Source organism: Paenibacillus sp. NPDC058174 (genome assembly GCF_042883865.1).
Taxonomy (GTDB): domain Bacteria; phylum Bacillota; class Bacilli; order Paenibacillales; family Paenibacillaceae; genus Pristimantibacillus.
Genome location: NZ_JBHVUY010000003.1, coordinates 315,576 through 338,853, shown reverse-complemented (window position 1 = coordinate 338,853; position 23,278 = coordinate 315,576). Strand labels below are relative to the sequence as shown.

Below are 23,278 nucleotides of genomic sequence, written 5' to 3'. Positions count from 1 at the left end.
ACTTGGAGTTATGATAATATATTTCATAGTTATTTTACTAGATTAATCGGAAATAATACAATACAGATATCCGACCGGAACGATTGGATACCACACAACAGCACAAGGATGCAGACAGGGGTTGTAAGCAATGCAGAATACGACTATCAAACGGTCACCGGCATGGAAGTCCGGCTTGATCGTTCTCTCCGTAATTATCGGATTATTAGGTTTAACCGCTTGCTCCGGCAAATCGGCGGCAGATGAGAAGGTAACGGTAAATATCGCCATCAACGGCGGACTCAATCTGCTCACCATCGCCAAAAACAAAGGATTCTTCGAGGAAGCCTTCGGCAAAGTGAACGCCGAGGTCAAATGGAATGAATTCCAAAGCTCGGTACCTCTGCTCGAAGGCGTCGTCTCCAACCGTGTCGACTTCTCCTTCATCGGCGACGGCACTGTCGTAACCGGCAAGGCTGCCGACAGCCCGTTCACAGTCATCTCTGTTACCGGCGTTGAAGGCAACCAGAACAGCGTTATCGTAAAGCCGGACAGCCCGATCCAATCGATCGCTGACCTGAAAGGCAAGACGATTGCGGTAGCGAAAGGCTCCTCCGGCCATATTTTCCTCATCAAAGCATTGGAGAAAAACGGCCTGTCCGAGGACGATGTGAAGCTCGTTCAGCTTCAGCCCGACGAAGCGAACCCTGCTTTCCAATCCGGAAATTTAGACGCTTGGGCGATCTGGGACCCGTTCGTCACGATTGAAACGCAAGGCGGACGCGCCCGCATTCTGGAAAGCGTCAAAACGATGGGCTTCATTGCTCCAGCCGTTATGATCGGCCGCGATCAGTTTCTGAAGGATCACCCGGATCTGGCTGCATTGTACCTGAAAGTGTATCAGCAGACAGTCGAATGGGTAGCGGGTCATTTGGATGAAGCCGTGACGATTCTGGCAACCGAGAAAAAGATGGATCCTGAGCTTGTCCGGACGCTAATCTCGAACACGCATTATATCAATGAGCCGGTGTCACCGGAAATCGAAGGCGCAATGCAGTCGACAGCTGACATTCTCGAAGCGACAGGCACTGTGAAGAAGAAGGTCGACATCAGCAAAGTATATGACAACTCCTTCATTACCGAAGCCTTGAAATAAGGTTCGGCCATTACCAAAAAAGGCATCGTTATGGCTGAACCGCCTCGATGCCTTTTTGATTCCCTTAACTCATTCCCATCATTCAGGAGGCTGCTATTATGAGCACAGCAACAAGAGAGACATCCATTCAAAACTATTTGCATACGACGGACAAAATCCGGGACAAGGTTCAAGGACTATCCGAAGAGCTGCTTCTCTGGCAGCCCGGCCCCGGCAAATGGAGCATCAACGAAATCGTCGGCCATCTGCTCGACTCCAATATCGTCAATTCCTACCGGATTCGTAAAATCATCTCCGAGTCCGTAACGCCGCTCGTTACCTTCGCCCATGAAGGCTGGGTGTCGCAGCAGCAATTCAACGAAACGACTATTGCCGATATGCTAGCCGCCTATGAGGCGCTGGCGATCTATAACGGCAGCTTGCTGAAAAAGCTCACGGAGGAGCAATGGCTCCGTTACGGCTTGAAGGGCGAGGAAAAAATCTCGATCGCGCATATCATCGACAGCTTTATTTGCAGTCATGTGGAGAAGCATATGGGGCAAATCGAGCGGAATATCGCAGCATGGAACAACCGCGGCTAACAGGAGGGATGAGCATGTTATTAGCGCAATGGCTGGAGCTGGCTGAAGCCCAGCACCCGCAAGTTATCGCATGGAGACGTTATTTGCATCAGCATCCCGAGCTTAGCTTCAAAGAAACAAGCACTGCTCTATATATAGAAGAAACGCTTCGCTCCTTTGGCAAGCTGATCGTCAGCAGACCTACACCAACCAGCGTTATGGCCAGATTGGTCGGCAAAAAGCAGGGTGTTGTACTGGCTATTCGCGCGGACATCGACGCTCTTCCCATTCAAGAGGATACCGGCCTTCCGTTCTCATCGAATACGGATGGCGTTATGCATGCCTGCGGCCATGACGGCCATACCGCCGTTGCGCTTGGCGTCGCCAAGCTGCTGACGGATCATCTTGCACTAGAGGAACTGGAAGGCGAAGTGCGGTTTATTTTCCAGCATGCGGAGGAGCTGCCTCCCGGCGGCGCAGAAGATATGATTGCGGCAGGCGTTCTGGACGGTGTCGATTACGTTATTGGCGCCCATCTGCAGTCTCCAGTAGAAGTAGGCAAGGTTGGCGTAGTTGCCGGGCCAATGCTCGCGTCCCCCGACAATTTCACGATTACGATTAAAGGCAAAGGCGGTCATGCCGCCGAACCGCACCGGACCGTGGATTCTATCGCGATCGGGGCGCAGGTAGTAACCAATCTGCAGCACTTGGCGTCCCGCCATTTCAGCCCCGTCGATCCGCTTGTCGTCTCCGTCACGAAATTTGCCGGGGGCCAGTCGCATAACGTCATTCCCGGCAGCGCGGAGCTATGCGGGACCGTCCGCTGCATCGACCCTGAGCTGCGCGAGGAAGTGCCGCGCCGCATGGAGCAGATCGTCCGCGGCATTACGGAGGCGCATGGTGCTGAATATGAGCTGCAGTATACGTATGGCTATCGTCCTCTGATCAACAACAAGGAAGTGACGGCCATCGTCGCCGAATCGGCGGCGGAGATTGTTGGTGAAGATGCCATCTATACGATCAAGCCAAGCATGGCTGCCGATGATATGTCGGCTTATATCCACCGTGTGCCGGGCACGTATTTCAATATCGGTGCCGGCAACAAAGCAGCCGGCATCGTCTATCCGCATCATCACCCGCAGTTTACGATTGACGAGGATTCACTGCGGATTGGCGTACAAGTGTTTATTGCGGCTGCTCTCAAGCTAATGAAGCTGCGGTAGCCATCATTGCATTGAAGAAAAAGAAGACCTTCCTCCGCATAGAGCGTAAGGAAGGTCTTCTTTTTCTCTACTCATTAATCGATATAGCCGGCAAGCCCTTTGTCCATGAAATAATCCATTTCTGCGTCGAGAATGGACTCCACTTTCAATTCGTCCAGCTTCACGTCAGGACGGCCTACGATATAGTCGACGAGCTCGTCGCTGTCGATCTCCACTTCACCTTGAGCGTTCGCTTTCGCGCCGTCCATAAATTTCTGCTCATGCTTCAGTACGAGCTGAATGCTTTTCACATCCAACTTCGTCTGTTCGGCAATGTATTGAATCAGCTCCTGCTCATTCACTTGTCCGTTTTCTTGCTCTGCCATCGCATTCATCTCCATTTCAGATCCAAAGTTCATTCCGCGCAGCAAGCCGAGCTTGGCCGCTACTCCTTAAACTACTATTGTCCCCGCTGCTGCGTCAACCTCTATACCTTTATTATGCCCATTTCCCGTCATTTCGCCCCTTCACTGTCTTCACCACCGCTTTACAGCTGAATATGCTGGAGGAAAGAACAGAAGGAGGGCGTTAGCTTCACTATGGCAAAAAGGGTCATCATCGTCGGCATTGAATTCAACAACCGCTCCACCAGAGGCGGTCCCTATAAGGTTGGACTTACGGAGGCATGGATTGAATATCGCATGAACATCTTTATGAAATATACGATGAACAGCCTGAAAAAACAGACCAATCAGCGGTTTACCGCGCTCATCCGCTATGCATCCGTGACAGAAGAGCTCATCCGAAAAACGCTGGAGAAGCATGAGCCGCTGCCGGATAACATCCGATTCGTGCCCGAGGAGCAATATATCGAAGCCCAAAAGGAGCTGGCCGGCGACGCCAAATGGCTGTATCTCGTTCGCCTCGACTGCGATGACACCTACAGCAAGACGCTGATTCAACAGCTGCATGCAGCGAAGCCTAGAGAAGGAACACGTGCACTCGTCAATCAGCTCGGCTATATTTATGACAGCCTACGTCACCGGATTTCTCCGGTCAAGAAGACTTCTCCGCCCTTCTATACCTGGATCTATAAGAGCGCAGACTACTTCAACGGAAAACGATATAAAATTAAAGGCGGCCATCCCGCGGTGGTCAAGCATAAGCATGAAATATTGACCAAAAAAGGACGGCGCAACTACCTGGTCGTCGTTCATCAGCGAAACACGCTTAATCAGCGGCTGCTTAAGCGAAAAAACTTTATCAGCAACCGCAAAAGGGTAGATGCTATTCTGCGCAAGTTTATTTAGACGCAAACAGCCGCCTTCTCATCTGCAGAAGGCGGCTGTTTCAATGCTTATTTGGTCGTAAAATGCTCGCTTAACTGCCGCTTCGCACGGGCGCTCGCCCAATTGTAAGCCTGCCAGCTGCTGTCTCTCCTCTGAAGCTCTTCCTCTCTCTGCTTCAAGCCCTTTTCCAACTCGGGATGCTTGGCTGCGTATTGAAGGAGCAGCGGAACGACGTCAGCCGACAGCTCATCTAAATAGGAAATATCCGTAATCGTGGTGATTTTATTAATTCGCTCAATGTTGCGCTCCGCAATCATTCGGTCCATCCCAATATAATTAATCAGCACATAGGCAGCAATACTGATCACGATATAGAACCGGGCCAGCGGAATACGCGATATGGCAATACGCAGCCCCGCTATAATAAGAAGAACGGCCAAGTAAATCATAAAAGCATGCACTAGAAAACGAATATAGGTATAACCATAAGCTTGCTCATAGAGTACTAGCCGTTTATAAGCAGATACGAGCATTACGCCTGAGCAGCTGACGAGTACATACAGCAGTACATTATTGACCTTAGCGAGAACGACCCGGCTTCGATCGGAGAAGACAAGCGTCCCCAGCATGATGGCAAAATTAATCGAAGTCACGATCACCAGCTCGAAAAATCCGCCCCTGGCGTACTCAGCATACGTCATTCCTTCCGGCAAATGGCCGTTCAGCATGCCGAATAAGTAAGAAAACTGAATGACAACAAACAAAATATAGACGGCATTAATCGCAACAAGCACAGTCGCTATAATAAGCGGATCTGCTTTAACACTGGCGGAACCAGCTTTTGCGGCGTGCAAAGGCACCGCCCCCTGCAGCTCGGCTTCTTTCCAATTAGCCGCCAGCCTCGCTCTATGCGATACACGCGGGCTAACAAAGCCCCACACGAAGCCGAATAATAAAAGACTCAAAATAACGAGCCACATTAGCCTGCCGATGGCTTCCCCAATCGAAAAGCTCCCGAAGGAATCCGGAATGGCATTCACGATTCCCTGAAAAACGCCGTCTGCGGAGCCAAGCAGCGTCGTGACGATAATCAGCAGCGGTCCGGCTATAGCGAGACCGATGAGCACACTGCCTGTCGTTTTTTTATGACGGCTGTCTATCTTCGTTGCGGTCGTAGAGCGCAGCAGCGAGAATGCGGTCGCCCAATGGCCGAAGGTTTGAATAAATAGCTGCTCCAGCGTCGCCGGGATAAGCCGGATATCCCACCAGGTTCTCCCCTTATCCCGGCCAAACAAGTAGACGGTATGTAGCCCAATCAGCACTGGAACCGCAATGAAATTTAATCCGTAAAAGATCGGGTTGGCGAAAAGTACATAGGTCAAAGCAAGCAAAGCGACAGCCGCGAAGCAAAAGTAGTCAATGCCCGTCAGCCTGCGCATGCTCCCTCTTGCATTTCCGAGCAATAAGGCATAGAAGATGCCGATAAATATCGGATAGGAAATTCCAAACGTATGCTCGAAAAATAGATACTGGTGAATACACGCTGCCGCTAGCGCCATCAATAACGCCCGGACCGCTCCCTTCCGGTCTGCAAAAGCTTCATCCGGCTTCAGCACAGGCACTTCTTCACTCATTACAATTCCCTCCAGTTATTATGCTATCTAACATCCATTGTAAATGTTAAAATAAGAAGATAAATAGAAATTACGTGAGCAATAGTTTCGTATTTTATAACCGGACAGGAGATTGAAATCGAATGAAGCTGCATGGCCATTATTTGCGACTGCATTCCCGTTATGGAGCAGAAGCCGAAGCGGAGCTTACGCTGGACGAGTTGGCAGGCGCGCTGGACTGCACGCACCGGAATGCGATGAATGTCATCCGCAGCATGGTGGAGCACGGCTGGGTCGAATGGATTTCCAGCCGCGGCAGAGGACGCCGTTCCACGCTGCGTTTTCTCGCTGCGCCGGAGGAAATCGCGTCGCAATCGATGCTGAAGGCGATGGAGACCAACCGTCATGCTATCGGTCGTTCGCTTGCACAATTGCAAGGGCATGTGCGTTCCGCAGCGCTGCAAGAGCATGTGCAGGGCTGGCTGCTCGGTTATTTCGGCCACAGCACCGAGCTGAGAAGCAACAAGCGCATAGATACGCTCAGACTGCCGCTCCGCCAGCAGCTTCAAACGGTCGATCCGCTGTCTATGAACCTGCTGGCGGAATCTTTTGTAGCCAGTCATGTCTTCGACGGTCTCGTTCGCAGGGCGAATTTCGCACACGCCGATCTGAGCCATGGACATGGAGCGGAAGAGATCCTGCCGGGCATCGCCCATGCGTGGGAGGTTGATGCCAGCCGCAAACGGTGGACGTTCTATTTGCGCAAGGAAGTACTGTTCCATAACGGCAAAATCATGACCGCCGATGACGTTGTCTTTACGCTGGAACGGTTGATGGGCACTTCGCGTCGGACGCTGTACAGCGTTATTTTCAAGCAGATTCAGTCTGTACGTGCCGTTTATCCAAACGTAGTAGAGATTGAATTGATCGAGCCTAACGAGCTGTTTCTGCCCCTGCTCTGCACGAGCCGAGCAGCGATCGTCCCGAAGGAATTGGGACAGCTCGGCGAGCTGTTTGGTTCAAGGCCGATTGGCACAGGGCCTTTCCAATTGACAGAGATGAGCGATGGCGGCTGCGTGCTGGAAGCTTTCGGCTCCTACTTCCAAGGACGGGCGCATCTGGATCGCGTCGAGATCGTGCATGTTCCGTGGGGACTGCCGAAGGAAGCTGCCGAGCCCTCCTCACCCTTCCACTTAATTCATAATCCTGCCGAAGCCGGAAGCGGCGGCTGGAGTCAGATTCACTCCCGCACGACCGTACGAAAATTCGTAACCTGCAATACGCAGAAGGCAGGCGTCATGTCCGATCCGGAATTGCGTGCGAGGCTGCTGACTTGTCTGCGCGAGGATGATTCGTCCGCTTCAGGCGGGCCGGAGCGGACAAGCACTCACCGTGCCAACGCCATCTCCATTGCCATCGCGACGATTGAGCCCTACCGCCATGATGCCGAGGTGCTCGCCGGGCGGCTGGAGAAGCATGGCTACAGCTGCACTGTCGCTACGGCTTCCGTCGAAGACTTCAAGGGACCCATCCGGCTGGAATCCGACCTGATTGTCTTCTCTCTGCTGCGCGATCAGGACGAGCAGCTCCGGCAATTCGACCTGTATCAGACGATGTCGGCACACATCGAGCCGCACACTCGCCTGGATATCGAGAAACGGCTGCAGGCCGTTGCCCGTCAAGCGGATTCGGAACGCAGAGCCATGCTGTTCCAAGAAATCGAAGAGCTGCTGATCCGCGAGCATCAGCTTCATATTTTATATGAACGGCCGGTTCAGACCGCCTATATGCCCTCCGTCCGCGGCGTGACCTTTAATTCGCAGGGCTGGGTCGATCTGCGCCATGTCTGGTTTCCTCCGGGGACGTAACAAGGAATGCCCGCCCGGAGGTTCGAATAGTATAGGTACGATGATATCTGCATGCCAAAGGAGCGGTTCGCTTGAAATTAATCATGCCTTGCCTGATTCTCTGCATGAGTGTGGTCTATATCTGGATTATTCCAGAGGATCCGCTGGCGGTGAAGCTTCTATTCAAGCTTATTCCGATGTGGCTTATCATTGCCTATACCTACCTTCAGTCCCCTCAGCAACGAAAGCGCTCTCACTGGCTGCTGCTCAGCGGTCTGTTCTTCTGCATGCTTGGCGACGGACTGCTGGTCTGGTTCATCGTCGGACTCACCGCCTTTCTGATCGGGCATCTCTTCTATCTGTTCGCTTTCCTTAACGTATGGCGGTATTCGATGCTGCGCCTGCTGACCATCATTCCCTTGACCTTGTATGCGGTGTTCATGGCCAGCCGTCTATTGCCTGCCGTAAAAGCCGGCGGTGACGACGCGTTAGTAATTCCCGTGCTCGTCTATCTTATTGTCATTTCCCTCATGTGCTGGGCCGCCATCATGACCGGCAGCAAGCTTGCGATGGGGGGAAGCGTGCTGTTCGTCATCTCCGATTCTGTGCTGGCCTGGAATATGTTCGTCTCCGATGTTACTTACTCATCCATCTGCATTATGGCGACTTACTACGGCGCACAATTTCTCATTGCCCGAAGCGCGAAGAGCATAGCAGGGACTTAAAGGGCGTTCAGCCCATTTACCTGTGTATCCCAATCGCCCCTTCACGCAACAAATTAGTACCAGGTATTATTATCTTGTGTTAAAATAGACATAAATAGATAAGATATTGGGCTAGGGATAGATCCTTAATAGCTATGAGAGAACCTACATGAAATGAGGCTGTACAAATGAGTGGAATATTGAATGGAAAAAATATAATTGTCATGGGCGTTGCCAATGAGCGCAGCATTGCATGGGGAATTGCTAAATCGCTTCACCGCGAAGGTGCCAACCTGATCTTCACCTACCGGAAAGAGCGGTCGTTCCAAAAGCTGTCGCAGCTGCTGGATGCAAACGGCATTAAGCCGCTGCTTTGCGTATCCTGCGACGTATCCGATGACGCCAGCATTGAGGCAGCAGCGCAAGAAATTAAAGCTTCAGTTCCAGTTATTCATGGACTGGCTCATTCCGTTGCATTTGCCGATAAAGAATATTTGCAAGGCGAATATGTCGATACGACCCGCGCAGGCTATCTGCAAGCTCAGGACATTAGCGCCTACTCCCTCGTAGCGATGGCGAAAGCCTGCAAGCCGCTTATGACGGAAGGCGGCAGCATCGTAACGCAAACCTATCTTGGCGCCGAGCGCGTTATGAAAAATTACAATGTTATGGGCGTTGCCAAAGCTGCTCTGGAAGCAAGTGTCCGCTACTTGGCAGAGGATCTCGGCAAAGACGGCATCCGTGTCAACGCCATCTCCTCCGGCCCCATCCGTACGCTGTCCGCAAAAGGCGGAGTTGCCGGCTTCAACGAGCTGGTTACAACGATGGACGAGAAAGCGCCGCTTAGACGGAATGTTGATCAGGATGAGGTTGGCGACGCAACGATGTTCCTGCTCAGCCCATTGTCCCGCGGTGTAACCGGCGAAGTGCTGCATGTCGATTCAGGCTACCATATTCTTGGCTAGTTAATCGGGGCTAGCTCAACTAAAAATCTCCGGACGGTTTGTGTCAGCCGCCCGGAGATTTTTCATTTGAACTGATTTGGAAATTGCTTCACAATGCCCTCGGCCAGTACATTACTCAAGTGAATGAGATGTTCTTCATTCTGGTCGAAGAGCTGAATCGACTTCTCCCACTCCTTCTGATGATAAGCCACCACATCCTCTGTAAGAAGCTGCAGATGTGTATGCAGCATATCCTTCAATTGGTCTTGACCCCAATTCGGATTAAGGCTGCTCAGGAATGCAGCAATTTCATCTGCATTGGCATACCACTCTTTGTTGTACTTCTGCAGATCACTCTCATTGCCGCTTACCAGCGCGCCAACCACTTCCCCAGCCGTGACAATATGCTGCGTCAGCAGCTTCGCAAGCTTGTTTCCAGCCTCTTCTCCATAATAAGGCTTAATCGCGTTGCCGATATCCTGTTGATTACGAAGCAATCTCGTTAGCTGTTGATCCTTATCGGCTAACCCTTCTAAGCTGCTCACAACAAAATTTTTCGTCCAGAGCGCATGCTCAATCCATAGCTTCTCGAATTGCTGCAGCAAACTTACCTCCTTTGGGCTCAAGCATGCTTTATGCTCACGCGTATGATGGCCCTTCTCGGCATGGGCCGCGGCAGGCATAGCTGCAGCCGAAAGCAGCAGTATGGCGGACAGACCGAGTGACAGAAGCAATTTCATCCATCGAAACCTCATCAATAGCCCTCCTTAGTCAAAATCAGGGAACAGACGGGTTTATTGTGAGCCAAATCTCCCTTTTCATACATAAATAACCTGAGAAAAAAAAACGCCGCCAGACTGAGTGCCCGGCGACGTTCTAACCTGCTGTTATTCAAAAACAGCAAACTTCAATTTTTTCTTCTTTAAATAATCTATAATTTCCGGCAAAGCTTCCGCCGTAATCTTCTTCTCATGCAGCACATAGATGCCGCCGGAAGGATTCGTCTCGTGGAAGTATTTCACGATGTCCGCTGCACTTTTCACATGCCAATCCTCCGGATCGCGATTCCACATGAGCGTCTTCATCTCCAGCTTCTTGACCTGAGTCTTCAGCTCGCTGGAAACCGCGCCATAAGGCGGACGAAAAATCGTCGTCGGATTGCCTGTAATCTCCTCCAGCAGCTCGTTAGTCCGCTTCAGCTCATCCGATGCTTTCTCGCTTTTTAATTTCGACAAGTCGCTGTGGGACCAAGAATGGTTACCTACTACCATCCCGTGTTCACTAGCATAAGCTGCGGCTTCTTGCTTCCGCTTCGCATTTTTCCCAATGAACAGGAAGGTTGCTGCAACATCATTCGCCTTCAAAATGTCGACGATTTGCTCCGTATACACCGAAGGGCCATCATCGAAGGTTAAGGCCACATAGCCCTTTGGCAAGCTGTACTGCAATTTGTCGGCCGGAAGCTGTATGACCTCGTAGCCCAGCTTCTTTTCCGGCTCTGCAGCCTTAGCTGCAGGCAGTTCAACCAGCGGCTTCTCATTCAAACCGCTCCATGAAGCGGCTTGCACGATGCCAGGGCCAAACGCCCAAGGGGCCGGATTTGATTCAGCCGCCGTTTCATTGGAGCCTGCCGCTATGACCCGGTGAGCGAGCGGATCGGAATAGTCCTCAAACAGCTCGCGATTCATCGTAATGCTGGTGAGGCATAGAATAACCGTAAATACGGCCAATCTTGCTGCAATAAACCGGAATCGCTTGCCTAACAGTCGAAACGGCACCTTTTCCGACAGCTGCTCCTCACCTTTATTTGAAGCTGCACTTATACTTGCTTGAGGCTCTTCCTGTGCGGATAGGGCTTCTTCTCGAATAGCCGACTCCAGTTGTGTTACATAGCATTTGGTACATGTAAAAGGAAAATGAAGACTGGTGTCGCGAGTAACTTTAGTCAGACTGCTGTTGAACCTTTTGCCGAAAGCATCCCATTTCGGATACAGCGACAGCCTGACTCGCTCGCCCGTTCGGGGAACGGCAGCGGAAAGCTGATGGAAGGTATGCTCATCGATGTTGAGTACGAACCGTTTGCGTTCTTCGCTGGCCGTGACGCATAGCTCCATTCGATAATGATCCGGCTCCTGCCGTAGCGATAAGAGCTCGATCATTCGGATTTTATTCATCTCCATGGTGTATGGACTTCCTCCTGCCGCGTCTCATGTTGATTCCGCTTTAATGGTCTCCGCTGCTGTCCCCTGCCGAACTCGTCTGATTCGCGAACGGCATCGACATACGATTCGTGAAGTCCTGAATCATATTGGCCAAATAAGCCTTCTCCTGGCGGGTCGTCTCATATTTCTGGCGAAGATGGTTGCCCTCCGCTTCAAGCCGGCTAATGCGCTCCTCCAGCTCATTGATTCGCTTATTCCGCTCTGCCTGCGTTTCATTATGCTTCTGCATCAAGCTGCTGTACTTTTGCTGTTCCAGATCGATGACCGCTTTGAGTTCCTCGGTCTCACCGGACATCTGCGCCTGCAGCTCGCGGTAATCCTCCATCACCTGATCGACCTTCAAGTTTTTCTCGATCAGCTTATTCTCCAGCTCCAAAATGTTCTTCTCGCGCTCCTCAATCACTTTATTGAGGTTTTTGGCATCGCGGTTCAATCGGTCTACATGGTTGTTGGCATGGTTCAGACGATCCTGAAGCTCATGGATGTTCCGATCCGAATGCTGTCTGGCCTGGATAATCTGTTCGACCGAGAAAATCAGGTCCAACGATTTTTTATCCAAATTAGCTTTACTGGAACTGCTCATGACTGCAAATAGCTCTGCAGCCGATTCCGTTTGCTCGACCTCATCTGTGTCCGGCACGTTGCCTTGCAATTCCGGATCACTTACAGAGGTTGCCCTTGCCTCTTGATCCGGCGCGCTTGCCGCTGAATCCTTTTTCTTAAAAAAAGGAGAAATCATCGCTTCTATTCACCCCGTTAGAAAAATGTCAGAATATGTCGAACTTTTATACTACTATTATAGAATAATTATCCATACTAGAAGTGAGACTTTGTATCTATATCTGTCAATTCTATCTAAAGTCCTATGCTTATTCAGTTATTGCGAGGCAAATTCGACCATTTGCAACGGTACCGAGGACACAAAAACAAAAAGATGAGGCGATCCGTTGAACGGATGCCCCATCTTCCTTGCATGTATATACAGTCGGCTGTATCAAGCAGCAGCCCTCTACTCTATTGCGCCAAACAGCGCTCTACAACCGCTCTTACCCGCTCTACGCCTTCCCACATATCGCCTGGACCGTCATAGACAAGAGCTATAGGTCCTTTGTACTGGATATCGGCTAAAATCCGTAAATTCCTTCCAAACTCAACTTCTTCCGGTATTCCGTCTGCGGTGAATTCCGGCTTGGCATGCACATTCTCGCAAATCGGCAGCAGGGCAGCCAGCTCCTCGTGACGGATCGACCGCTCGAAATTGCCGAAATCGCCGATCATGCCGATCTCTCCCGCACCTTTGTCCGCCAGCGCCAGGCAATTCGCGGCCGTTAAGGTTAACGGCTTGAAGTTTTCGGTAATGACGCGAACGTTACGCTCTTTGGCATAGGCCGCCAGCTCCAGCAATTGCTTGCCGGCACGCTCCAGTGCCGCCGTGTCTGTCGATGGCGATTCTCCGGCCACAATCCGGATACGCTCCGCTCCCGCCTGCGATGCAATATCGATCCATTCCTTCGCGAGCTTCATATCGGCTTTGCTTCGCACTTCATCGGCAGATGAAATGTCCCCATAATCGAGCAGCAGCGTGTGAAATGCGATCTTGCTTTGCTCGAACGCCTGTCGCAATTGCAGCAAATAATCGGCATCGGTGCGCGGAAAGTTGAAATGGCAAATATCAACCGCTCCAAATCCCTTCTCTGCCAGCACGCCCGGCAGCTCCAGAAGCGTCGTCAGCTCCGGCTGCGGATCAATGTGAATGCCGTGCGTTTGCGCTGCCGCGTCCCAATACGTCCAGCGAAGCGGACCGAGGTGGCGGTGAAGACTCCATGTATTCATCGATAGATAGGACATGACCTATGCTCCTCTTTTTTTCCGAATGGTGTGGAATGCGAGTGGATTCTCAGTTAGTTTTCATCATTGTAGTCATTCGTTTTTGTCCCGTCAATCGAGTTGCCAAACCCGCATAAAAAGACGGCAAAACCGATGCGAAATCGGATCTGCCGCCTCTATTGGCAACCTATTTTATTACAGCCTTAACCTGCACTCTTCTTCAATTGCTTGCTTCGCAGCTGGCCGCATGCCGCATCGATATCGGTGCCGTGCTCCAGTCTGACGCTGACGCTGATGCCGTTCTTTTTCATCACGTCATAGAACGCTTTGATCGATTCCTGCTCGCTCCGCTGATATTGACTGTGCTCGTCAACCGGATTGTACGGAATAAGGTTCACATTGACAAGCGATTTGCGGTCACCATCGCCGATCAGTTCTACCAGCTCCAGCGCTTGCTCCCGTCCGTCATTGACATCCTTGAGCAAAATGTATTCCAGCGTAACCCGTCTGCGCGTCTTCTCCAGATAGTAGTCAATCGCCGGCATTAGCTTCTCCAGCGGGTAGGCACGGTTAATGACCATGATCCGGGTCCGCAGCTCGTTGTTTGGCGCATGCAAGGACACCGCCAGATTCACGCCAGTGTTCATATCCGTGAATTCATAGAGTTTGTCTGCTAAACCGCTCGTCGAGACGGTAATATGTCTGGCTCCAATCGCCAGTCCCTTGTGATCCTTAACGACAGTCAGGAAATTGATCATATTCGTCATGTTGTCGAACGGCTCGCCGATACCCATGACGACGATATGACTGACTTTGTCCCCTTGACCCGCTTGATCGAGATGCAGCTGCGCTTTCATGATCTGCTCCACGATCTCCCCGGCCGACAAATCACGGCTTTTCTTCAATAGACCGCTCGCGCAGAAGCTGCAGCCGATGTTGCAGCCAACCTGCGTCGTCACACATACCGACAGTCCAAACTTATGGCGCATCAGCACCGTTTCGATCAGATTACCGTCTTGCAGCTTGAACAGAAACTTGATCGTGCCGTCGACCGATTCCTGCTTCACATGCTCTTCCATTGTTTTGAGCACAAAATGCTCTTCCAGCAGCGCCAGACAGTCCGCATTGACGTCAGTCATCGCCGCAAAGTCCGTTACGCGCTTGCGGTACAGCCAATCCCATACTTGCGCCGCACGGAACTTACGGTGTCCGCGCTCCTCCAGCCACTCAGTGAGCTGTTCTAAAGTTAATCCATATAGGGATGATTTACTCATGAATAATCCTCTTTTCATCTGTTGCCAATCTGCTACTGCTTATTGTCCCAAAAATGGTTGCTGAAAACAAGTAGGCGAAGCCTCTGATTCGCATTGCCTATTGTTTCTAAGGTTCGGACACCTGTGTCTGCTCCTTTTGATTCACTACTATTTTCATAAAAAGGATATGTAAAACAAGGAATTTGTTGGTTGATGTCGAATTGAGTTAGTTCAAAACTAGACAACAACCTGGGGGAGAACAAATTCGTGTTATTACGTTCGAAACTGCTGTCGCTGTTAGTCACAACTGTACTCATTTGTTCCTTGTTTGGCTCCGCAACACCTGTACATGCTGCTGGTATTGTGAATCAGAATCAAATCTACACGTATGAAGCGATGATCAGAGATATGAATGCATTGGCTGAACGCTATCCGGATCTTATTACGTTGTCTTCCATCGGGGAAAGTGAATATAACCGGAAGCTTTGGCGGATAGATATCGGCAAAGGTCCGGCTATTATTTTGCTTAACGGCTCGCATCATGCTAGAGAGTGGATGACTACCGTCCTGCTCATGTCTATGGTTGAGAACTTTGCCTCTTCCTATGCTAATAACGATACCTACAATAAAATCGCTGTTCGCGACTTGCTGGACCGCGTCACCTTTGTCGTCATCCCAATGGTCAATCCGGACGGAGTTACGCTTCAACAGAAGGGGCTTTCGGCCTTTCCTTCATCGGTTCATGAGAGTCTGATTCGCATGAATAAAGGAAGCCGGGATTTCAAACGCTGGAAAGCCAACGGCAAAGGCGTCGATCTGAATCGCCAATATCCTGCGGGATGGGAATCGATTCGAAATGCGGCATCGTCCAACAGCTATATGAATTATAAAGGCCAAAAGCCGCTGCAGGCGAAGGAAGCGGCCGCAATGGCTAAGCTTGCCCGGGAGCTTCGTCCGGAGCTTGCAATGTCCTATCACTCCTCGGGCGAAATTATTTTTTGGAACTATCGGACAAAAACCGAAAATCTAGCCCGTGATCGCGCTCTAGCCTCTCAATATGCCTCCATGACGGGCTATTCACTGGTGGCACCCAGCTCCAATCCTTCAGGCGGCGGCTTTACCGATTGGTTTATTTCCGAATTTGGCCGTCCTGCAATGACACCTGAGATCGGGCGCGCTGTAGGGGACACGCATGTACCACTGTCCGAGTGGTCCCGCATCTGGAAGCAGCATCGCGATACGGGATGGATGCTCGCAATCGAGGGCTATGAGCTTTGGCTGGGCAAGCAGGACGTCAAGCCGGGCAGCGGCGACTTCTATCTTCTGTCCTCCGAGACAAGCTACCAATGGCCAAGTTCCGATTCAAAAACGACGGGCTCACTGAAAGCTGGCACATACAAGCTGACCCGGACGAAAGGCGATTGGCTGGAAGTGGCGTCAGGCAGCTCCCGCGTATGGATTAGCGGCCGCAATGCGCTGCTTGGCGTGACCAAAGCTCCTGAAGGGCTGAAGGTCGCTTTATCGAAGGATACCGGGATCTACACGACTCCGCTGCAGACGAAAGCGACTGCACTATCCTATGCGGACCAGAAATTAACGGTTCGGCTCGTCTGGAAGGACTGGTACCAGATACAGACTTCCAAAGGGTTGTTCTGGGTGAAGACGAAACAGGTCTCTATCGTTAAGGAAGAAGAGCTTCCAGCTATTGAAGAGCCGGAAGCTCCAGCCGAAGAAGTATCGCAGGAGGAAGTTCTTCCGTCTCCTGCACCTGCAGAGCAGGAGACCCCAGCAGCATAATGAATAATACCCGTGCCGGCTTCCCCATAATAGAGGGTACACTTTATGGGAATGGAGGAGCACAATGATGTTGGATAATCTCGAAAGCGACTATGACTGTGCGAATGCGGGTGACGATCTGCATGCTCTAAAGCGTGAGCTGGCCGAGCTTCGCGGCAGCGGCGCTGAAGACCCGGAATCGCAAATGGCGATCAACCGCCTTGAAAACCAGCTATTGTTCATCATGAACAAATGCGATATTAATCATTGAGTTTATTATGATGACAAACAGACAGCCAGACGCCGGTGTATGTGAACCGGCGCCTGGCTGTTTATTTTTGGTTCTATTGCTGCTCGTGTACGCCATACTCTGCTCGACTGAATTCCCCATTCCATATGGTGATGCACTCCGTCATCCAACTTTGGAAAAAACCATTTGCCGCAACACCCTGTTGGACTCGGCATACCACACTGCAAAACCACAATTGATCTATATTCGGCAGGCTAACGTGGTTATAAAGTAAACATCTATCCACGCCGCAAGAAAGCATCCGCTCGTAAGGCTTGTCAGTCGATTTAGTGAGTTAAAGTAAATAATTTTCGCTATTACCTGCTGTTTTTTCTTTATTTTTTTGGCTGCCCCGCCGGATTTGAGCAAATTCGCCCATTAAGGTCACTTTTTTCTTTAGTAAGAAATCAGTTTCCGCCGTTATTTACTTCCTTACGTTATCGCCTCAGAATGCCATGTTTGAGCATATAATAAGGAAATTTTGTACCATATAACGCAACGAGTTTCCTTAACCTGCATTTACCCTTATCCCTCTCGCCCATATAATACAGAAAAAACTATATGAGCTTGTCCATCTAGCCTAATCTTAGAACCGCTCACCCAGTTCCAGCTCCGAGATCACCTCAAAGCCCTCACGACGCAGCAATGCAGTCGTAACCCCTACGCCTTCCATGCGCTGATTGCCAAAGCTGCCGTCATAGATCATCCCGCTGCCGCAGGAAGGGCTATATTCCTTCAATACAATTGTGGTGGCCGCATGCTTTCTCGCCAAATCAAGCGTCTTCTGTGCGCCGTCCAAGTACAGCGACGTAACATCACCGCCAGACTTCTCTACCACACTCGCTTTACCTTCCAGTACATCCTCACCTGTACCGCCAATAATCTCAGCCGGCTCACGCGGCGTGACGAAGCCTCCGAGCAACTCCGGACATACCATTACCGCCCTGCCCTCTTGAACAAGCAACTTAATCTTTTCACTTAAACTATCCGTTCCATTATATCTGCATGCTAGTCCTGCCAAGCAGGAACTCACGATGATCACAGTTTCTCCACATCCTTCATATTTGGAAGCCGCCTGTCTGTAAGAAGCGCATAACGACACCTGTCCCTTTAATTCTTTACCCCGATCTTATCACGATCCTAAGTCTAATTGTTGCTATAATCCTCTCTTTCGCGAGAAAAATTGAAGGAGACCTGTATAGTCACCCAGTTACTGCAACTCTGCTCAAAGGTCCGTTCAAATTAATCAATGTACGCAGCAAAGCCGCAAGAACATAGAATACAGAACCTATTGCTGCGCTTCAACAACCGTGGTGAAAACAAATGAAAATAAGTTCTTTTCAACCTCACATTTTTCGTATATAATGTGCCTTAGACAATTGCAGTTAACAATGTGGACTGCGATTTTATTTTAAACATATATGTGCTTGTCTTAATTGCAGATTAAGGTGAAGCACTAAAAAAGGAGCGTTTAGCAATGGAAATTGCAGCAATCGTTTTGCAAAGCTTGCTTGCTTTTGCGTTTTTGTTCTCAGGACTCAGCAAAGTGGCAGGGGTCAAAATGCAAGTGGAATCCTTCAATCATCTGAGACTCCCTCAATGGTTCCGTGTCATCACAGGGCTGGTACAGCTGGTTTCAGTCGCTGCCCTGATTATCGGATACTGGGAGCCAAGCTGGACGGCAGCAGGCGCACTCTTGCTTAGCCTAGTCGCAATTGGCGGATTTTTGGCGCATGTGCGTGTCGGAGACCCATTCAAGAATGATGTGCCAATCTTGGTGCTTGGCGTAATTGCCATCGTTCTCTTCTTCCTCCGCCTGTCTGAGCTGTCCAGCTTCCCAGGCTTTAACTAAATGACAGACAAATGCGCTATTCGCCGGAGCGAATAGCGCATTTTCTTTTCGACAACAATATAAGAGCTAATCCCGCTTATTTAAATAGCTGTCCTCAAGCACAAGACTTTTATCCCCGTATTCCTTAATAATATGCTGGTCGCCCCATGTGCAAAGAGCGTTCAGAATGGCGCGAAGACTGTCTCCATACTCGCTCAGCTCGTACTCCACCTTTGGCGGCACTTGGTGATAAACGATCCGGTTGACGATGCCGTCCTGCTCCAGCTCCCGAAGCTGCTGGGTCAGCATTTTTTGCGTAATGCCAGGCATGATCCGTTTCAAATCATTCGTTCTCCGTTTGCCATGCATAAGGTGGCAGAGAATCACACACTTCCACTTGCCGCCAATGACATCCAATGCCGCTTCCACTGAGATATTGTATTTCTTTGCAACTGCCATTTCTGTAGCCTCCAAGCACTTATATTGAAGGGCACTTTTTAGTGCCTATGTTACTTTCAAGTGTCTACCGTACTGCAAAGTACGTACTATTCAATTTCTTAACCTTCCTCCATAATAGCATTTACCGGCCGAGAAATACCATACAGGAGGACTGATTATGACTGCTTTGAATTCGAGAAGAAGCACCTTGGCGCTGCTGGCACTTGCAATCAGCGCCTTCGCAATCGGAACGACAGAGTTCATCAGCGTAGGCTTGCTGCCTCTGCTCTCAGATGACTTGCATATATCGATTCGAACGGCAGGACTCACGGTTACGCTCTACGCACTGGGCGTCACCTTGGGAGCGCCGATACTCACGTCGCTAACCTCGCGGATGTCGCGGAAAACGCTGCTGCTCGCCATTATGATTGTGTTCATTATCGGCAACGGGCTGGCCGCTTCAGCCAACGGGGTTGCGCTTCTGCTTACAGCACGCATCGTATCCGCCTTAGCCCACGGCGTATTTATGTCAATCGGCTCAACGATTGCTGCCGATCTGGTGCCCGAGAATCGAAGGGCCAGCGCGATTGCCATCATGTTCTCCGGTCTGACGGTTGCGACCGTCACCGGCGTACCTCTCGGCACATGGCTGGGTCAACAGCTAGGCTGGCGGGTTGCTTTTGTGACCATTGCCGTAATCGGGGTTATTGCCCTGATCGCAAATGCGCTGCTCGTTCCTTCAACGCTTCGTGCAGGAGTCGTAACACCAGTTCGCGAACAAATAAAAGTGATCACCAGCGGACGTCTGCTTCTGGCATACGCCGTCACCGCGCTTGGTTACGGGGGCACCTTCGTTGTGTTCACTTATTTATCACCGCTGCTGCATGACATTAGCGGATTCGGCGATAAAGCCATTGTCTTTATCCTGCTCGTGTATGGCATCGCCATAGCCGTCGGCAACATCATTGGCGGAAAAGCGGCCAACCGCAAGCCGGTCAATGCGCTGTTCTATATGTTTGCTGCACAGGCCGTTGTGCTGCTGGTGCTTTATTTTACCGCACCGTTCAAATGGGCTGGGCTCGTTACGATTCTGCTCATGGGCTTGCTTGCGTTCATGAACGTGCCGGGACTGCAGGTGTATGTCGTGATGCTCGCCGAACGCTTCACCCCGAAAGCCGTCGACGTCGCATCCGCCTTCAATATTGCGGCTTTTAATGCCGGCATTGCAATCGGGGCATACTTCGGTGGTATCATTACCGAGAAAGTTGGAATTATCCATACCGCATGGGTGGGGGCGCTCATGGTAGCTGCCGCTGTGCTCATGACGGGCTGGATGCGCAAGCTGGAATCGCAAGACCAAAACAATAAGAAGGAGGCTGTTTCTCATGACAACAGCACAAAACTTACAAGCCACAACAACATTGCATAACGGAGTGAAAATGCCTTGGTTCGGACTTGGCGTATTTAAAGTCGAAGAAGGCTCATCAGCGGTGGAATCCGTTAAATCGGCTATCCGCAACGGTTACCGCAGCATCGATACCGCAGCAATCTACCAGAACGAGACTGGCGTTGGACAAGGCATTAAAGAAGCTTTGGCGGAAAACGGCCTGTCCCGCGAAGAGCTGTTCGTGACGTCTAAAGTATGGAATGACGATCAAGGCTATGAATCGACTCTTGCTGCCTATGAGACAAGCCTGCAAAAGCTAGGCCTTGACTATCTTGATCTTTACCTCGTTCACTGGCCGGGCAAAGACAAGTACAAAGAAACTTGGCGCGCTCTGGAAACCCTCTATAAAGAAGGCCGCGTTAAAGCGATCGGCGTCAGCAACTTCCACATTCACCATCTGGAAGAGCTGCTCAAGGATGCCGAAATCAAACCGATGGTCAACCAAGTAGAGATTCACCCAAGCCTTTCGCAGCAAGAACTGCGCGACTATTGCGCGGCTAACGGCATTCAGATCGAAGCTTGGTCGCCGCTCATGCAAGGCAAATTGCTGGACAATCCTGTACTGACAGAGATCGGCGCTAAGCATGGCAAATCGGTTGCACAAGTTATTTTGCGCTGGGATCTGCAGCACGGCATCGTGACGATTCCAAAATCGATTAAAGAAAACCGGATCGTTGAAAATGCAAGCATCTTCGACTTCGAGCTGAGCGCTGAAGAAGTGGCACGCATTGACGCGTTGAACGAGAACCGCCGTGTAGGTCCGGATCCTGACACTCTTCTTTTCTAATTGATGCAGATAGATTGATGCTCCTCATCAACTAGATCTGACACCAAAAGAACCGCTTCTGTCTAGAGCAGAGGCGGTTCTTTTGGTGCCTCACTATCCAGATGCTCCTTCAAATAGAGATAAAGCTTAGCTGTCGAAGGCTTAGCTTGAAAATCAGCAGGCTTGGATAAAATGCCGACGATCATATCGACCAAATCTCCGCTGACAGTCCGCTGCACTGTATGCTTCGGCGGAGGATTCAGCAGAATGCTCGGCACCAGAGCAATTCCCATTCCGCTGGCCACATAATGCGGCAAAGCTGTCATGCTGCCGATTTCCATCGTATGCAAGTCGAGCTCCGGCGCCATCTGCTGCAGGACGATTTCCAGCTTACGGCGGTAAGGGCATACAGCCGAAGTCAGCAGCAGCCGCGAACCGTAAAGGTCGGACGGATCTATCGCTTCCTTGGCTGCTAGAGGGTGATGATCAGGCAGCAGCACGACAAACGCTTCCCGGAACAAAGGTTCAAAATATCGCTCCGCCATCTCATCAGGAGGGGAACAAATGGCGAGGTCAATCTCTCCTTTATAGAGCTGCTCGCTTAACATTGGGGTGTTCCCGAATACGAGTGAAATACCGATTCCCGGGTTGGATATCATAAAGGCTTGTAAAAGCTCCGGGAGTCTATAGCTTGCTGTCGGCTCAGTCACTCCCAAGCGAACATGCCCAGTCTCCCCTTCTTGCAGACCGGACATATTTAGCTGGAGCTGCTCCATATTTTTCAGAATAACTGCACTTTGCTCGTAGAAAAGTCTGCCCGCTTCCGTCAGACGGAACTGTTTGCCCCGCTCCATTAACTGAACGCCAAGATCGGCCTCCAGCTTCTGCATTTGTGTCGTAACCGTCGATTGGGCATAGTTCAATTCCTCGGCTGCGCGAATGAAATTGCCGTGTTTCACGATCGTTTGGAACGTTTTTAAATGCAGTAGCTCCATTACCGCGCTCCCATCCTGTAGATTCAGATTCAATAAGCATGAACTTTAGATTCGAATAGTTCAATTATACGGATAGCTTTTACACATATACAATGAGCTTATTAGAAGAAAGGACGTGATCCACGATGAATTTGCACGGTAAAGCAGCTATCGTAACCGGCGGAGGTACGGGTATTGGAAGAGCAACTAGTCTGCTGCTGGCTAAGCGAGGCGTTGCTGTAGCAGTCAACTACTCCCGCTCGAAGGATGAGGCGGAAGAGACAGTCCGGCTTATCGAGCAGGAGGGCGGCAGGGCTGCGGCCGTTCAAGCTGATGTGTCCCAGGATACTGAAGTGAAGGCGATGGTGCAGCAGGCAGTGGCGCAGTTCGGAACGGTCGATCTGCTCGTCAACAATGCAAGCATCACGAGACATATTCCGATGAGCGATTTGGATGCTGCCACAGAAGAAGTATGGGACGAGCTGTTCAGCGTCAACGTGAAAGGAATGTTCTATTGCGCAAAAGCCGTTTCCCCCTATATGAAAAAATCGGGACACGGCGCTATCGTCAATGTCGGCAGCATTGCAGGCCAGACCGGATTAGGCTCATCTCTCCCTTACGCCGTCTCCAAAGCAGCCGTTCACGGCTTGACGAAGTCGCTGGCACGGGCGTTGTCACCAACGATTCGCGTCAATTGTGTTGTGCCGGGCGCCGTAGCGACCAGATGGTGGTCCGGCAGAGAGGAGCAGATGAAGCTGCTTGCGCCGCAGCTTCTGCTTCAGCGCATCTCCACCCCAGAGGATATCGCCCAGCTCATCTGCGCAGCCTTGGAGCAGGAAGCGATGACGGGCCAAATCATCACCGTCGACAGCGGTCAGACGCTGTAGATGCGAAAAAAGGAGCTGCCCGTGGGAGGGCAACTCCTTTTCTTCTTCTCCAGCGTTATTGGATCGCTTGTCCTTCAGCGCAAGGGAGTTCGCGAGCAATTGTAACTAGTGTAGTGGTGTTCGGTTGCTCAACACGGGCGGGTATAAGACCCTGATAGGCTCTTATGCCTCCATTTAGGCGGATACGCTCCCACGTTAAGACCCTCTCAGGGACTTAAGCTGGCTGCAGCTTCCGGTTTTCGAGGCCCTTTCCTGTGCTTCGCGGGCATTAAGG

General features: G+C 50.9%; 23 protein-coding genes. 13 read left to right on the top strand and 10 right to left on the bottom strand.

Features of this window, described 5'->3' with window-relative positions:
• Window positions 1–130: 130 nt before the first annotated feature.
• The 3 genes from ACFVVF_RS17680 to ACFVVF_RS17670 all read left to right on the top strand — a co-directional run bounded on the left by ACFVVF_RS17680 (window position 131) and on the right by ACFVVF_RS17670 (window position 2,918).
• Window positions 131–1,135 (top strand): ABC transporter substrate-binding protein, encoded by a 1,005-nt coding sequence (locus tag ACFVVF_RS17680; RefSeq protein WP_387812296.1) that lies wholly within the window; start codon window positions 131–133, stop codon window positions 1,133–1,135.
• A 98-nt stretch (window positions 1,136–1,233) separates the two neighbouring features.
• Window positions 1,234–1,716, top strand: a complete 483-nt coding sequence (locus ACFVVF_RS17675) for a DinB family protein (RefSeq protein WP_387812293.1) — start codon at window positions 1,234–1,236, stop codon at window positions 1,714–1,716.
• Window positions 1,717–1,730: 14 nt separating this feature from the next.
• Window positions 1,731–2,918 carry an amidohydrolase gene (locus ACFVVF_RS17670; RefSeq protein ID WP_387812290.1) on the top strand — a complete coding sequence of 396 codons (1,188 nt, stop codon included), beginning with the start codon at window positions 1,731–1,733 and terminating at the stop codon, window positions 2,916–2,918.
• A gap of 74 nt (window positions 2,919–2,992) precedes the next feature.
• Here the strand turns inward: ACFVVF_RS17670 and ACFVVF_RS17665 are convergent, their stop codons facing one another.
• The gene (locus tag ACFVVF_RS17665; protein WP_387812287.1) at window positions 2,993–3,316 is read right to left on the bottom strand and encodes a hypothetical protein; all 324 of its coding nucleotides are present in this window, start codon (window positions 3,314–3,316) and stop codon (window positions 2,993–2,995) included.
• A 180-nt stretch (window positions 3,317–3,496) separates the two neighbouring features.
• On the opposite strand from ACFVVF_RS17665, the gene ACFVVF_RS17660 reads away from it, so the two are divergent.
• Entirely contained in the window at window positions 3,497–4,207 is a 711-nt protein-coding gene (locus tag ACFVVF_RS17660; RefSeq protein WP_387812284.1) for a glycosyltransferase, read from the top strand.
• Between the two features lie 47 nt (window positions 4,208–4,254).
• Here ACFVVF_RS17660 and ACFVVF_RS17655 read toward each other — a convergent pair whose 3' ends face one another.
• Window positions 4,255–5,820: a DUF4153 domain-containing protein gene (locus ACFVVF_RS17655; protein ID WP_387812281.1), complete on the bottom strand. Its 1,566-nt coding sequence runs from the start codon at window positions 5,818–5,820 to the stop codon at window positions 4,255–4,257.
• 122 nt (window positions 5,821–5,942) lie between these two features.
• On the opposite strand from ACFVVF_RS17655, the gene ACFVVF_RS17650 reads away from it, so the two are divergent.
• From ACFVVF_RS17650 to fabI, 3 genes are all read left to right on the top strand, one after another.
• Complete coding sequence (locus ACFVVF_RS17650) at window positions 5,943–7,667, top strand: ABC transporter substrate-binding protein (RefSeq protein ID WP_387812278.1); 1,725 nt, start codon at window positions 5,943–5,945, stop codon at window positions 7,665–7,667.
• A 71-nt stretch (window positions 7,668–7,738) separates the two neighbouring features.
• Window positions 7,739–8,371: a lysoplasmalogenase gene (locus ACFVVF_RS17645; RefSeq protein WP_387812275.1), complete on the top strand. Its 633-nt coding sequence runs from the start codon at window positions 7,739–7,741 to the stop codon at window positions 8,369–8,371.
• 167 nt (window positions 8,372–8,538) lie between these two features.
• Entirely contained in the window at window positions 8,539–9,315 is a 777-nt protein-coding gene (gene fabI, locus ACFVVF_RS17640) for an enoyl-ACP reductase FabI (RefSeq protein WP_387812272.1), read from the top strand.
• Between the two features lie 62 nt (window positions 9,316–9,377).
• Here fabI and ACFVVF_RS17635 read toward each other — a convergent pair whose 3' ends face one another.
• From ACFVVF_RS17635 to rlmN, 5 genes are all read right to left on the bottom strand, one after another.
• Window positions 9,378–10,049 carry a glycosyltransferase gene (locus ACFVVF_RS17635; RefSeq protein WP_387812269.1) on the bottom strand — a complete coding sequence of 224 codons (672 nt, stop codon included), beginning with the start codon at window positions 10,047–10,049 and terminating at the stop codon, window positions 9,378–9,380.
• 132 nt (window positions 10,050–10,181) lie between these two features.
• On the bottom strand, window positions 10,182–11,474 hold the full coding sequence (locus ACFVVF_RS17630; RefSeq protein WP_387812266.1) for a polysaccharide deacetylase family protein: 1,293 nt from the start codon (window positions 11,472–11,474) through the stop codon (window positions 10,182–10,184).
• A gap of 43 nt (window positions 11,475–11,517) precedes the next feature.
• On the bottom strand, window positions 11,518–12,255 hold the full coding sequence (locus ACFVVF_RS17625; protein ID WP_387812263.1) for a hypothetical protein: 738 nt from the start codon (window positions 12,253–12,255) through the stop codon (window positions 11,518–11,520).
• A 275-nt stretch (window positions 12,256–12,530) separates the two neighbouring features.
• Window positions 12,531–13,364 carry a sugar phosphate isomerase/epimerase family protein gene (locus ACFVVF_RS17620; protein ID WP_387812260.1) on the bottom strand — a complete coding sequence of 278 codons (834 nt, stop codon included), beginning with the start codon at window positions 13,362–13,364 and terminating at the stop codon, window positions 12,531–12,533.
• Between the two features lie 182 nt (window positions 13,365–13,546).
• Window positions 13,547–14,617 (bottom strand): dual-specificity RNA methyltransferase RlmN, encoded by a 1,071-nt coding sequence (gene rlmN, locus ACFVVF_RS17615; protein ID WP_387812257.1) that lies wholly within the window; start codon window positions 14,615–14,617, stop codon window positions 13,547–13,549.
• Between the two features lie 246 nt (window positions 14,618–14,863).
• On the opposite strand from rlmN, the gene ACFVVF_RS17610 reads away from it, so the two are divergent.
• Window positions 14,864–16,393 carry a M14 family zinc carboxypeptidase gene (locus ACFVVF_RS17610; RefSeq protein WP_387812254.1) on the top strand — a complete coding sequence of 510 codons (1,530 nt, stop codon included), beginning with the start codon at window positions 14,864–14,866 and terminating at the stop codon, window positions 16,391–16,393.
• Between the two features lie 64 nt (window positions 16,394–16,457).
• Window positions 16,458–16,643 (top strand): DUF2524 domain-containing protein, encoded by a 186-nt coding sequence (locus tag ACFVVF_RS17605; protein WP_387812251.1) that lies wholly within the window; start codon window positions 16,458–16,460, stop codon window positions 16,641–16,643.
• Between the two features lie 604 nt (window positions 16,644–17,247).
• Here the strand turns inward: ACFVVF_RS17605 and ACFVVF_RS17600 are convergent.
• On the bottom strand, window positions 17,248–17,703 hold the full coding sequence (locus ACFVVF_RS17600) for a 2-thiouracil desulfurase family protein (protein WP_387812248.1): 456 nt from the start codon (window positions 17,701–17,703) through the stop codon (window positions 17,248–17,250).
• Between the two features lie 435 nt (window positions 17,704–18,138).
• Here ACFVVF_RS17600 and ACFVVF_RS17595 point away from each other — a divergent pair, with 435 nt between their 5' ends.
• Window positions 18,139–18,513: a DoxX family protein gene (locus tag ACFVVF_RS17595; RefSeq protein WP_387812246.1), complete on the top strand. Its 375-nt coding sequence runs from the start codon at window positions 18,139–18,141 to the stop codon at window positions 18,511–18,513.
• 66 nt (window positions 18,514–18,579) lie between these two features.
• On the opposite strand, the gene ACFVVF_RS17590 is transcribed toward ACFVVF_RS17595, so the two are convergent.
• On the bottom strand, window positions 18,580–18,951 hold the full coding sequence (locus ACFVVF_RS17590) for a winged helix-turn-helix transcriptional regulator (RefSeq protein ID WP_387812243.1): 372 nt from the start codon (window positions 18,949–18,951) through the stop codon (window positions 18,580–18,582).
• 157 nt (window positions 18,952–19,108) lie between these two features.
• On the opposite strand from ACFVVF_RS17590, the gene ACFVVF_RS17585 reads away from it, so the two are divergent.
• Both ACFVVF_RS17585 and ACFVVF_RS17580 read left to right on the top strand, forming a co-directional pair.
• Window positions 19,109–20,359: an MFS transporter gene (locus ACFVVF_RS17585; RefSeq protein WP_387812240.1), complete on the top strand. Its 1,251-nt coding sequence runs from the start codon at window positions 19,109–19,111 to the stop codon at window positions 20,357–20,359.
• Window positions 20,316–21,164, top strand: coding sequence for an aldo/keto reductase (locus ACFVVF_RS17580; protein ID WP_387812237.1), 849 nt, complete (start codon window positions 20,316–20,318; stop codon window positions 21,162–21,164). Before ACFVVF_RS17585 ends, ACFVVF_RS17580 begins: the two co-directional genes overlap by 44 nt.
• Window positions 21,165–21,226: 62 nt before the next feature.
• On the opposite strand, the gene ACFVVF_RS17575 is transcribed toward ACFVVF_RS17580, so the two are convergent.
• Complete coding sequence (locus ACFVVF_RS17575) at window positions 21,227–22,138, bottom strand: LysR family transcriptional regulator (protein WP_387812234.1); 912 nt, start codon at window positions 22,136–22,138, stop codon at window positions 21,227–21,229.
• A gap of 125 nt (window positions 22,139–22,263) precedes the next feature.
• Here ACFVVF_RS17575 and ACFVVF_RS17570 point away from each other — a divergent pair, with 125 nt between their 5' ends.
• Window positions 22,264–23,004, top strand: coding sequence for an SDR family NAD(P)-dependent oxidoreductase (locus tag ACFVVF_RS17570; protein WP_387812231.1), 741 nt, complete (start codon window positions 22,264–22,266; stop codon window positions 23,002–23,004).
• Window positions 23,005–23,278 lie beyond the last annotated feature (274 nt).